Source organism: Methanothrix thermoacetophila PT (genome assembly GCF_000014945.1).
Classification (GTDB): Archaea; Halobacteriota; Methanosarcinia; order Methanotrichales; family Methanotrichaceae; genus Methanothrix_B; species Methanothrix_B thermoacetophila.
Map to the genome: position 1 here is coordinate 160,369 of NC_008553.1, position 12,071 is coordinate 172,439.

Annotated in this window: 13 protein-coding genes; 6 read left to right on the forward strand and 7 right to left on the reverse strand. The window is 54.7% G+C overall.

All coding sequences use genetic code 11. From position 1 onward, the window contains the following. Position 1: 1 nt before the first annotated feature. Positions 2-643 (reverse strand): hypothetical protein, encoded by a 642-nt coding sequence (locus tag MTHE_RS00875; RefSeq protein ID WP_011695366.1) that lies wholly within the window; start codon positions 641-643, stop codon positions 2-4. Between the two features lie 494 nt (positions 644-1,137). Between MTHE_RS00875 and eif1A the strand changes: the two genes are divergently transcribed. Genes eif1A through MTHE_RS00895 form a run of 4 tightly spaced genes read left to right on the forward strand, consistent with a single transcriptional unit; the run spans position 1,138 to position 4,326 of the window. Then, positions 1,138-1,449, forward strand: a complete 312-nt coding sequence (gene eif1A / locus MTHE_RS00880; protein WP_175265983.1) for a translation initiation factor eIF-1A — start codon at positions 1,138-1,140, stop codon at positions 1,447-1,449. Continuing rightward, on the forward strand, positions 1,446-2,243 hold the full coding sequence (locus MTHE_RS00885; protein WP_011695368.1) for a serine protein kinase RIO: 798 nt from the start codon (positions 1,446-1,448) through the stop codon (positions 2,241-2,243). The genes eif1A and MTHE_RS00885 overlap by 4 nt, the downstream gene beginning before the upstream one ends. Beyond that, positions 2,244-2,768 carry a KH domain-containing protein gene (locus tag MTHE_RS00890; protein WP_011695369.1) on the forward strand — a complete coding sequence of 175 codons (525 nt, stop codon included), beginning with the start codon at positions 2,244-2,246 and terminating at the stop codon, positions 2,766-2,768. 1 nt (position 2,769) lies between these two features. After that, positions 2,770-4,326 (forward strand): site-2 protease family protein, encoded by a 1,557-nt coding sequence (locus MTHE_RS00895; protein WP_011695370.1) that lies wholly within the window; start codon positions 2,770-2,772, stop codon positions 4,324-4,326. Here the strand turns inward: MTHE_RS00895 and MTHE_RS00900 are convergent. Then, on the reverse strand, positions 4,273-5,280 hold the full coding sequence (locus MTHE_RS00900; RefSeq protein ID WP_011695371.1) for a hydantoinase/oxoprolinase family protein: 1,008 nt from the start codon (positions 5,278-5,280) through the stop codon (positions 4,273-4,275). The genes MTHE_RS00895 and MTHE_RS00900 overlap by 54 nt on opposite strands. Before the next feature lie 69 nt (positions 5,281-5,349). Between MTHE_RS00900 and MTHE_RS00905 the strand changes: the two genes are divergently transcribed. Together MTHE_RS00905 and MTHE_RS00910 are read left to right on the forward strand one after the other, a co-directional pair. Continuing rightward, entirely contained in the window at positions 5,350-6,438 is a 1,089-nt protein-coding gene (locus MTHE_RS00905; protein ID WP_011695372.1) for a Coenzyme F420 hydrogenase/dehydrogenase, beta subunit C-terminal domain, read from the forward strand. A 53-nt stretch (positions 6,439-6,491) separates the two neighbouring features. Continuing rightward, entirely contained in the window at positions 6,492-7,664 is a 1,173-nt protein-coding gene (locus MTHE_RS00910) for a redox-regulated ATPase YchF (RefSeq protein WP_011695373.1), read from the forward strand. 208 nt (positions 7,665-7,872) lie between these two features. Here the strand turns inward: MTHE_RS00910 and gatB are convergent, their stop codons facing one another. The 5 genes from gatB to MTHE_RS00935 form a co-directional block, all read right to left on the reverse strand. Further along, the gene (gene gatB / locus MTHE_RS00915; protein ID WP_011695374.1) at positions 7,873-9,291 is read right to left on the reverse strand and encodes an Asp-tRNA(Asn)/Glu-tRNA(Gln) amidotransferase subunit GatB; all 1,419 of its coding nucleotides are present in this window, start codon (positions 9,289-9,291) and stop codon (positions 7,873-7,875) included. Beyond that, positions 9,291-10,706, reverse strand: a complete 1,416-nt coding sequence (gene gatA / locus MTHE_RS00920; protein WP_011695375.1) for an Asp-tRNA(Asn)/Glu-tRNA(Gln) amidotransferase subunit GatA — start codon at positions 10,704-10,706, stop codon at positions 9,291-9,293. Before gatA ends, gatB begins: the two co-directional genes overlap by 1 nt. A 2-nt stretch (positions 10,707-10,708) precedes the next feature. Further along, positions 10,709-10,990: an Asp-tRNA(Asn)/Glu-tRNA(Gln) amidotransferase subunit GatC gene (gatC, locus tag MTHE_RS00925; RefSeq protein ID WP_011695376.1), complete on the reverse strand. Its 282-nt coding sequence runs from the start codon at positions 10,988-10,990 to the stop codon at positions 10,709-10,711. 217 nt (positions 10,991-11,207) lie between these two features. Beyond that, positions 11,208-11,441, reverse strand: coding sequence for a hypothetical protein (locus tag MTHE_RS00930; RefSeq protein WP_011695377.1), 234 nt, complete (start codon positions 11,439-11,441; stop codon positions 11,208-11,210). Further along, entirely contained in the window at positions 11,438-12,064 is a 627-nt protein-coding gene (locus MTHE_RS00935; RefSeq protein ID WP_011695378.1) for a translation initiation factor IF-2 subunit beta, read from the reverse strand. Before MTHE_RS00935 ends, MTHE_RS00930 begins: the two co-directional genes overlap by 4 nt. Positions 12,065-12,071 lie beyond the last annotated feature (7 nt).

A 12,071-nucleotide genomic window follows, 5' to 3' on the forward strand; every position in this document is an offset into this window, starting at 1 on the left:
CTCACAGGTGCACGACATCAGTGACTGTGCCCGTATCGGTCACGATGGCGGCATCTCCGTTGGTGCCGAACCTGCTGTAGCTTCCCGATATCGTGTTGTTCTCCTGCACCAGGGTCAGCTTGTAAAGCACATCCTCTCTGTACCTCTCGCCATCAAACACCTGGATCAGGTCGAGGCGCACATCTTCTCCCACAGAGCCCCTAGCCTTGAGAGGGATCGTTGAATTTCCCTCGATCAGGGCGCCGGTACCGTAAAAGACCGTGCCCACAGGATACAGAAGAAGCTCCACGTGCCTGCCATCGGAGAGGTTCATGCTCCAGCTCCCGCTCAGGTTGATCTGCGCCCGCTGTTCCACAGCATCGATGCTCTCTGCAGTCGTGTTGCTCTCATTTGTTGCAGAGGCATTTCCTGCCGCGCTAGTCGTCTTGATCGGGCCTGGCTCAGGCATCGACATGTCTGGCTTTGTTACGGGATTCGGCATGCCCATATTCGGCCTCTCGAAGCCGACAGGCGTGCCCGTATCAGATCCGATCTCATATCCGCCGAGCCAGTTCACGCCGCCAGTCCCAGTGGGGCATCCAGCATGAGCAGCGCCAGCGAGCGCAAAAAGCAGGAGCAGAGCCAATATCACTGTTATGCGCATGCTCCTTAATCAAATCTCCAGGCTTTAAAGCTTGCCGTCGGCAGAGTGGACCTGTGCGAATAAGGATTGAGTGTCTTCTCCATCCACGTGAGCCGCAGATCTCTGAATTCATCTCTTATCCAGACATATCCGGCAGAGCGGACCTGTGCGAATAAGAAATGGCGCTGGAGATTCGGGCCATACTGCCTTTGTATGTCTAAGATGCTTAACCCCTATTCATACACGCCCTGCGAGCAGGGAAATCACCTCAATATCACATTTGACGCATAAGTGTGGAGACATCCTCTCCTGGATTATCCTGTTCACGAATCTCGATTCCAGCCGAATCATTCAGATATTCGTGCGTGCTACCATTACACACAGGCGTCGAAACATTCGAGGCAGACATCCAGGCGTGTCTAAACTATTTATATAGGATATCCTGATACATGGTGTGGGCTGATGAACTGGATAAATCTGCTCAGCGACTTTAAAAAATGTTTTGAGGTGATAGGCTGCATCAAAAGAATGATGATGAAGCTGTTGTAACGAGGGTGAGGGTCCCTCGCAAGCAGAACAGAGAGGTATTCGGGTATGTGGAAAGCCTTCTGGGCTCCAACCGTATTAAGGTACGGTGCATGGACGGCCAGACCAGGATTGCCAGGATACCGGGAAAGATGAAGAAGCGGATATGGATCCGCGAGGGAGATGTCGTAATAGTGGTTCCCTGGGAGTTTCAGGACGACAAGGCAGATGTGATATGGAGATACACAGGCCCTCAGGTCGACTGGCTTGAGCGCAAGGGCTACCTCAAATCAACACTATGAAGCGAAGGAAAGAGGAAGAGCTCGACGCGCGTATCGATCTCTTCCGCAGGCGTATAAAGGACGCTAACGATTTGAAGGTAAGGGATGATGTTTTTGATACGCGCACCCTCATGAACCTTTACTACCTCTCCAAGAAAGGCTACGTCGAGGCCCTCGGGGGATCGATCAGCCGGGGGAAGGAGGCCAACGTCTTCCACGCGCTCGGTCGCGGGGGCAAACATCTCGCCCTGAAGATCTACAGGGTCGCAACAAGCGACTTCAAGGCGATGCAGGACTACATCCTGGGGGATCCGAGGTTCAGAAGCGTGAAGGGCAACAAGCGCAGCCTGGTGAACGCCTGGACCAGGAAGGAGTACAGGAACCTCCTCAGGGCAGAGGAGGTCGGCGTGCGCGTTCCCCACCCTTACGCTGTAAGGGAGAACATCCTCGTCATGGACTTCGTCGGCACTGATGGAGCTGCCGCGCCACTTCTCAGAGAGGTCGCGCTTGAGGGTGAGGAGGCGGAGCGCGCCTACAGGAGGATCGCGGATTACATCGTGCTACTTCATAACCGCGCGGGACTCGTCCATGCGGATCTGAGCGAGTTCAACATACTCTATGATGGAGAGCCTGTGCTGATCGATATGGGCCAAGCTGTGACGCTCGACCATCCAAACGCGATGGAGTTCCTCAAAAGGGATATATCCAATCTGGTGAGATTCTTCAGGGAGCGCTACGGCATTGGCTCCGAGGACGATATATGGAGCAGGATAGCATCAGAGGAGAAAGATGCGCAGATGGAGAGAGGTTCTTAGATGAATATCAAGATTCCCAGTGACAGGATAGGCGCGGTAATAGGCCCGAATGGCGAGACGAAGCGGTATTTGGAGGAGAGGTGCAGTGTATCGCTTGACATAGATAGCGAGAGCGGCGCTGTCACGGTGACGTCTCAAGGAGACGCCCTGGACGCCATGAGAGCCATCGATGTTCTGAGGGCCATAGCTAGGGGTTTCTCGCCGGAGCGGGCGTTTGCATTGCTGGACGACGATATGCTGATGCTTGACATCCTTGATCTATCAAGTCTAGCTGCAACGAAGAACGACCTGATACGGATAAAGGGAAGGATCATTGGGAAGGATGGCAAGACCAGGGAACTGATGGAGAGCCTGACAGGGGCGAGAATTTCAGTTTATGGAAAGACCGTCTCCATCATCGGATATCCTGAGCAGATCAAGGTCGTGCGCTCTGCTCTTGAGATGCTCATAGACGGCGCGCCTCATGGCAACGTTTACAGCTTCCTTGAGAAGAAGCGGAGAGATCTCCTGGAGATGGAGCTCTGAAATGGATTTCAGCAGCGAGCAGTGGATAATTCTGATTGTACTGGCTCTAGGGCTGCTATCTCTCCTTGGTACAGCGCTCGGCGGTGGAAGGGGGATTAGCAGTTGGGGGCCGGTGATATTTGTGAGAACGACCAGGGGTCTGGGCCTCCTTGACAGGCTCGCAGGTGCGAGGAGTCTCTGGCGTTTAACAACAACGATCTTCATGCCTATCGTCATGGCAGGGATGATCTACTTTCTGCTCCTGCTGCTTCTGATGGTATACGTGATGTGGAGGGCGCCACCCGAGCCCGGGAGCTACAGCGCTCCACGGAACGTTCTGCTCATACCCGGTGTCAATCAGTACATACCACTTGTATGGGGATGGATCGCTCTATGCGTTACGATAGTGGTACATGAGCTCTCACACGGAATCCTTTGCAGGGTCGAGGGGATTCGGGTAAAATCGATGGGTTTGATATTCCTGCTCTTCCCCATAGGCGCATTTGTGGAGCCTGATGATTCCGAGCTGTTCGGGGACGAGAAGAACCCACCAAAAGCAACATGTCAGGCGAGGATAAGAATACTGTCAGCAGGAGTTATCGCGAACTTCCTGGTGGCTGCGCTGGCGCTCTCTCTGTTCTTCGGTCCTGTCATCAGCGCGCTCTCACCGGTCGACAGGGTTGTCGTTGTTGATGTCGATCCTGAAAGCAGATTTGCAGGTGATGTCCGTGCAGGGATGGTTGTTTCGGGTGCGAGCAGCCTGGAGGAGCTTTACAGGATCGCATCAGAGGGGAGGTCCCTTGAGCTCTTTGATGATACTTCCAGGGCAATAATCTCCGGAGAGCCTGTCCTCGGGGTGCAGGTCGTAGACACGTTCGACGGATCGCCGGCAAAGGACGCCGGAATGCCGGAGAGGTTCGTCATCACAGATATCAATGATACAAGAGTCGATTCACTCGAGAGCTTCAGGGACTACATGAACTCCACATACCCAGGGCAGATTCTAAAAATAAATACCACAAAGGGATCTTACAGCGTGAAACTTGCGCCAAAAGGCGATGGCACAGGCATGATAGGGGTTGCGATATCAGGCACAGCCCTATACCTCGATGGAGTTACCTTTCAGGAGTTACAGCCGGAGAGGTTCCTTGCGCTCATGAGATCGATCCCGTCAAGCGGATTGAAGGGTTTTAACACGCTCATGGGACTGCCGTTTACGGGCGTTGTAGGATTCACATCAGATGGATTCCAGGGCTTCAGCGGATCGATGCTCTACCTCTTCGAGCCAGCCGGATGGGCGGAGCCACTGGGTGGAAAAATATTCTGGATCGCAAACCTGCTGCTATGGATCGGCTGGATCAACATGTATGCGGGGCTCTTCAACTGCCTGCCGACGATACCGCTCGACGGCGGCCATATAGCTCGCGATATGATCAGGATGCTCCTAGATAAAGTGATGAGCGAGAGGAGCGCCGAGCGGTTCACGAGAGGCATCGTGGCCGCGCTCTCCTGGCTCGTGATATCCTCACTCATATTCACAGTTCTCGGCCCGTACCTGGCTCATGGGATACCTCTCTGAGAGCAGGCGGGCCACAGCAAATGCAGGAAACACATCAGACAGCCTCTCGGTGTAGATCTCTGACAGGCGGATGCATTCCAGACCTGCGCGCTCGCATGCATCCTCCACAATAAACTCGCCCACTCCGGCTGCAACGACCCTTCTGATCTTATGCCTCTCAGCTATTCTGGATATTCCAGTGGATACGATCGATATCTGGCGGGATTTTGCCTGCGCTGCGATCGAGAGCGCGCCGTCCTCCCCCAGCTCATCGAGGTCTGAGCACACGGTCCTCGCGAGCCTCCTGAGCGCCCCCTTAAGGCTCTTCGGCCCGCCGTCAGGAGTCTCACATGTATACGCATCCGGTTCTATATCTCCGAGAGCGAGATACACATCTGCTGTTATTGAGAAGAGCTCGGATGAGAGTGGAACAGAGCCACCAAAGAGCTCGACGCCCGGGAGCAACGCTGCAAGGTTTGTGCGCAGCAACCCTGTGTATAAAAGCTCACCGCGCAGGAGCCTTTCAAGATCCGTACAGCCGGAGAGCGGACGGTCCATCACAGGTATGATATCTGTGGTTGTCGAACCCATATCAGCTAGGATGCAACTCCCCACGTCTTTTAATAGGAGGGCTGCAGATGCAGACCAGTTTGCAGCAGCTAGATCCAGCGCCATCTCTCTCGAAACGCTCCGGTGAAACCCGCTCAGACCCCAAAAGTGCACGGGGCACTCAAACGCCCTTTCGACCTCAGATGCAATGAACAGCACTCCATCTCTCCGACACTCAAAGCAGTCCGCAAGCTCGCCGGTCATGACCACGCCCACAGCATCAGGTTCCAGCCTGGTACTCAGCTCCTCAAGATGCTCGCTAAGAGGTGCTTTCTTCCAGAGAGGAAGATACCGGATCTCTGAAAACCGCCCATCAGAACTCGCCGCCTTTGTGTTCGCCCCGCCAATATCGACTCCGAGAATCACAGTTCTGCAGGCATATCCTTACCATAAAAGCTTTAGGTATGGAGCCTATGGAGTTTCTGGAGATTCATCATGGCTGCTAAGGAGATGTACCCTGAGCCCACCTTTCTGGAATGCGGGTTCGCCGATCTGGACTACAAGGTGGTCCAGCGGGGGATCTGCTGCCTGTGCGGCACCTGTATAGCCCTCTGCCCCAGGATCGGGCAGCAGAATCGAAAGCCAACACTTATGGAGTACGATCCCCTTTGTGGTTTGTGCTACGCATACTGCCCGAGAAGCTTCTTCGACATGCCCTTCTTCGAAAAGAAGCTCTTCGGGAGATCGAGAGCGTCTGAAGAAGTCCTGGGAATATACCGGAGCGCGATGGCAGCAAGGGCGACGCCAGTTCGCGGCAAGGTTCAGGATGGAGGGGTGGTGACAGCTCTTCTGGTCCACGCGCTGGAGACCGGCGTGATCGATTGCGCTGTTGTGACCGATAGAAACTCGAGGTGGCAGACCACACCCAAAGTCGCGACCACTCCCGAGGAGATTATCGCAGCTGCAGGCACCAAGTACACCATAGCCCCAAGCATTGCTGGTGTTCAGATGGCCATCAATAGTGGCTTCACGAAGATCGGGTTCACGGGAACGCCCTGCCAGATACAGGCACTTCGGAAGGCCCAGCTGCTTGATGAGCCATACCAGTTCGGCCAGGAGAGGATCGCCCTGATGATAGGTCTGTTCTGTATGGAGAACTTCGATTACCAGAGGCTCATGACAGGCCTGGTGAAGGAGAAGATGAATCTACAGCCCACTGATGTCGAGAGGTTTGAGATACAGAGAGGCATGTTCAGGGTAATCTCGAAGGAGGGCACGAAGGAGGTGCCCCTCCAGGAGACAGATGAGTTCACATGGCCAGGATGCGGTCCTTGCTTCGATTTCACGGCTGAGCTTGCAGATGTGTCTGTAGGCAGCGTTGGATCCCCGGGCGGATGGTCCACGGTCCTCGTGAGGACCGATCCTGGGGAGAGCATCTACAGATCTGCTCTCTCTGCGGGCGTGATCGAGGAGAAGGCGCTGACTGATAAAGGCATGGCTCTCGTGAAGAGACTCGCATCGGAGAAGGTCTCGAGATTCGAGGATTATGCATCAAGATGCAAGCTGGATATAAGGAGGATCTGAGAAGGCTCTCTTGCAGGCTGGTGCGCAAAAGAGTTACAGGTTGATGGGAACGTATGCTGTCAATAGGGCTTGCTGGAAAGCCGAACGCGGGTAAATCGACGTTCTTCAAGGCCGCCACTCTGGCGGATGTCGAGATAGCGAACTATCCATTCACGACCATCGATGCCAACCATGGCGTCTCATACGTGAGAGTGAAGTGCCCGTGTGTGGAGCTCGGCATTGAAGGTGGATGCGGCAGATGCATCAATGGCAGCAGGTTTGTGCCTGTGGAGCTCATAGATGTTGCAGGGTTGGTGCCGGATGCGCATCTGGGGAGGGGCCTTGGAAATGAGTTTCTGGATAGCCTTCGCCTGGCTGAGGTCGTGATACATGTTCTGGATGCATCAGGTTCTACGGATGCTGAGGGGAACCCTGTTGGCATTGGAAACTACGATCCTCTGAAGGATGTGGAGTTTCTCAAGCGCGAGATAAGCATGTGGCTCTTCGGGATCCTGGAGAGAAACTGGACAAAGCTGATGCGCCAGTACACCTCTGAGAAGGCTAAGCCGGAGCAGATCATATACGAGCAGCTTGGCGGCGCTGGCGTGTCCGATAAAGATGTGCGCTGGGCCCTCTCCCGCATGGACTCTGATCCTGCAACATGGAGCGAGGACGATCTCAGGAGGTTTGCAGAGCTTCTCAGGCAGTCCAGCAAGCCCATGATCATAGCTGCCAATAAGATCGATCTCGCGCCCAGGGAGAACATCCGGAGGCTAATGGAGCTCGATGAGATCGTTGTGCCTGTGAGCGGTGCTGCGGAGATCGCGCTGAGAATGGCTGATAAGGCAGGTGTTATAAGATACCTCCCTGGGGATCCTGATTTTGAGATCGTGGGTGAGCTCAACAGGGCCCAGAAGGCCGGTCTGGATAAGATAAGGGTTCTCCTGAAGGAGTACGGCTCCACCGGAGTGCAGGAGTGCATCAACCGCGCGGTCTTCGATCTGCTCGACTACATAACCGTATACCCTGTGGAGGACGAGAACAAGTTCACCGACAGAGATGGGGTGGTCCTCCCAGATGCATTTCTCATGAAGAGAGGATCCACAGCACGCGATCTCGCCTACAGGGTTCATACAGAACTGGGCGAGAGCTTCCTCTTCGCGATAGACGCACGCAGGAAGCTGCGTGTTGGGGAGAAGTATGAGCTGAAGGACGGGGATGTCATAAAGATAGTGGCGACGAAATGAGATCCTGGCATACAGGCTCGCGATTCTACTGATCGTCGGTTAAGCAGCGAGGACTGTTAAGTCTGTTGTGCTGGTGATGCCAGGTTAAGTGGCTACTGAAGTAGCCACTGCTCTTATGTCAGATGGGTAACCAGAGTCAGGAAGCCCCGCCCTCGGGGCAGGGAGGAATATCACGGATAGGTCCTTAAAATATTCAAACTCGAGCGGATCAGCACATCTGCCGCTCGATCTCCTCTCTCACAAGCCTGTGTGCGACCGATGGATCGGCTCTGCCCTTTGTTCTCTTCATGACCTGACCGACGATGTAGTTTATCGCTCTGGTGTTGCCGCTGAGGTAGTCCCTGACCGCCTCCTGCGAATCTGCAATCGCCTCCCTGACAGCCTGAACAACATAATCATCATCCGCTCTCTTCAGGCCCATGCTCTCGACGAGCTCCCTGGGCGATCCGCCCCTGTCGAGTATTGTTCTTATCACGGTGACAGCGACCTCGTCAGTGATCTCCCTATCAGAGAGCATCCTGACAATTTCCAGCATGCTCTCTCTCTTGAAGCTGTCTATGGTCAAATTCCTGTAGTTCAGCTCTCCTTTGAGAACATCAGCGATCCACACAGCAGCAAGCCTGGGATCGGATCGAGCAGCAACCCACTCGTAGAAGTCTGCGACCTTTATCTCAGATGTGAGGGACTTCGCGTGATCATCGCTGATGCCATACTGCTCCCTGAACCGCTCCCTCTTCGCATCCGGAAGCTCTGGAAGCTCGGCTCTTACCCTGGGAACCCAGTCAGCGATCCGTAGAGGGACGAGATCCATCTCCGGGAAGTACCTGTAATCGTGAGCCTCCTCCTTTGTTCTTATCGACACGGTCACTCCGCGAAGCTCATCGTAGTGCCTGGTCTCCTGAACGACCTCGATCCCCCTCCGCTTCAGGTTCCTCTGTCTTGTTATCTCATACGATAACGCCTTCTCGACGCCCTTGTGGCTCGAGATGTTCTTCACCTCAACCCTGTCTCCGCCAGCAAGAGATATGTTCGAGTCCACCCTCAATGATCCCTCGAGATTGCCATCGAATACATCCAGGTACTCCAAAATCGTCCTGAGCTTGTCCAGGAACTGCCTAGCCTCTTTTGGAGATCTGAGATCCGGCTCTGTTACGACCTCAAGAAGCGGCATGCCGCAGCGATTGTAGTCGACCAGGGTGTACCTTGCCCTGTCTATGGTGCCCGCATGCACCAGTCTTCCGGGGTCTTCCTCCATGTGGACCCTGGTTATCCTTATCCTCCGCTCCTGCCCATCATCACCCTTGATGAGAACGTATCCGCCTGTGGCAAGCGGATAATCGTACTGGCTTATCTGGAACCCCTTGGGAAGATCCGGGTAGTAGTAGTTCTTCCTGTAGAACATCGTCTCCTCTGCGATGCTGCAGTTCAGCGCCAGTGCGACCTTTATACCGAACTCGACCGCTCTTCTGTTTATGACGGGAAGTGATCCGGGAAGGCCGAGACACACAGGGCAGGTGTGCGTGTTCGGAGGTGCATCATGATAGCCTGTAGAACAACCGCAGAACATCTTTGACCTGAGTTTGTTGAGCTGGACGTGTATCTCCAGCCCGATAATCACATCATCCATCAGACCACCTCCGGGGATCTGAGATGATATGGTGTTGCCTGTTCATAGGCGTTCGCGACCCTGAGAAGCAGTGCCTCGTCGAAAGGCCTCGCCATGAGCTGCAGTCCCACAGGAAGACCATCCGAGAAGCCGCATGGCACCGATATCGCGGGGATGCCCGCCAGGTTTATGGGCACCGTGAACACATCTGACATGTAAAGTGATAGCGGATCCGTTATCCTCTCGCCGATCTTGAAGGCGGGGAAGGGCATCGTGGGCGATGCTATTATATCAACCTTATTCAGCGCATGCTCGAAATCTCTTTTGATGAGAGTCCTGACCTTCAGAGCCTTCAGATAGTACCTTCCGTAGTACCCAGCAGAGAGGGCATACGTGCCGAGCAGTATTCTCCGCTTAGTCTCCTTCCCGAATCCCATCGCCCTGATCTCAGAGAAGGTCGTGTGCCAGTCCTTGTCCTCGCCAACCCTCAATCCATACCTCAATCCATCAAATCTGGCAAGGTTGGACGACGCCTCGGACATCGCTATTATGTAATACGCCGGAAGCGCGTACTTGGTGTGCGGAAGGCTTATCTTCCTCCAGCTCGCGCCCAGCCCCTCCAGGACTGAGACTGCGTCCCACACAGCCCGCTCAACTCCCGGATCTACGCCCTCGCCAAAGTATTCCTCCGGAACACCGATGCATATGCCTCTGATATCTCTGCCTATGCTGCTGAGATAATTCCCTTCAGATGCGATGGATGTGGAATCTCTTGGATCGTGACCTGCTATGACATCGAGGAGAAGAGCCGCATCCTCAACGGTCTTTGTGATCGGTCCGATCTGCTCCAGAGAGTTCGCATAGGCGATCAGCCCGTAGCGCGAGACCAATCCGTAGGTCGGCTTCATCCCAACAGTGCCGCAAAAAGATGCAGGGCATCTGACAGAACCTCCTGTGTCAGAGCCGAGTGCGCATGGCGCCTCGCCTGCTGCCACCGCGGCTGCAGATCCGCCGCTGGACCCTCCTGGCACCCTCTCCAGATCCCAGGGGTTTCTCGTCGGCCCGAAACAGCTCGTCTCTGTTGATGTCCCCATGGCGAACTCGTCCATGTTCGTCTTCCCGATGATTATGGCACCCTCGGCCCTGAGACGCTCTATCACATGGGCATCATACGGCGGGATGAACCCTTTGAGAATCCTTGAGCTGCATGTCGTCTCTATGCCCCTCGTGCAGATGTTGTCCTTGATCGCCACAGGAATTCCTGCGAGCGCGCCGCCCCAGGGCCTGGCATCGAACTCCCTCGCCGCTTCCAGGGCGCTCTCCTTCGCAAGCGTGGTGAATGCATTCAGCCTGCTGCGCTCTATCCTCTCGAAGAGCCTGTGGAGATATTCCTCAGCAGATCCTGACCTGATCTCATCCTTCAGCTGCAAGAGCATGCTCACACTATCCTCGGGCTTCTGAAGTATCCTTCCTCTCTTCTCGGCGCGTTTCTCAGAGCTTCATCCTGAGTGAGAGAGTCTCTGGGCACATCCTCCCTGAATACGTTTGCAAGATCCACGACCCTGTATGTCGGCTCGACGCCCTCTGTATCCACCTCATCCAACTGCTGGAAGTAATCCAAGATCGTGTTGAACTGCGCAACAAGCTCCTCCCTCTCCTCCTCGGAGACCCTTATGCTGGCAAGCCAGCTTATGTGCTCGACATCCTTGATGGTGATCATGGTATCCCCACATCTGAAGTGTAAAGACCACAGGCCATGCCGGCATGGTGAATCTACTGGGTAATATAACTATCCGGATGGTCCGAATCACTCGAGCTGCAGACGCTGTGGAGATGATGATCGAAGCCGAACGGCAGACTGAAGAGATGTGGAAATCATGCCCTCGGCGTGGGCTCTGCAGAGGTGCTGCAGATAACAGTAATGTCATTACCAGCAATCACCTGAACCGCTCTTCGAACGGCATGGATCTGAGGTAGAACTGCCTGGCATGGACCAGCAGGTCCAGGAGGTATGAGTAGTTCTCCGCGATGACAGAGATGTACTCATCGCCTATAGACCACTCAACACCCTCATAGACATCCGCAAGAGGCTTCCAGAACTCAGCCGGCTCGAACTCCATCCTGTACTTATGCCTGTCTGTGAAGCTCAGGTGGATCCTCTTATCACTCATGCCTTGCCCTTCCGCTCAACGATCTCCGCAAAAGCAAGCGTCCCGCTTATCTTCTTCACTTTGGCCTTTACGATCTCGCCCTTCGATGTGTTAGGCACGAAGATCAGATACTTGTCTACCTTGGCTATGCCGTCGCCCTTGCTCCCCACAGACTCGATTCTGAGCTCGTAGGTCTCGCCCTCCTCTATGACATCCCTGGCAACGACCGCCTTGGCCTTCCTCTTCTTGACCGGCCTGTGTGCCCCGCACGCGTCGCATTTCAGCATCAGAACGCGATCGCTCTTTATGAGGTGTGTATCCGGTAGCTTGCACTCTGAGCATATCACATACTCATCGACATAGGCCGCGATCTGGTTCTGAATCGCCTGCTCTGTGAACTTCCCCTGGAATACGCCACGATGCCCCTCGATCTTTCCAGCGGTGCCCAGCTCCTGGAGAAGGAACTTCATCAGGTGATCCGGGTCTCTGTTCAGAGCATCCGCTATGGCTGCGAAGTTATCGAGAACAGTCGTCTTGCCCTCATAGAATATCCTGGGCACAGGGATCTGAAACCTCTCCTTTGTACCCTTAGCGGCGGGCATGGATCTCATCGCCCGCTCGAGTCCTTCTAGATAGTCCTCCAAGCCTGGT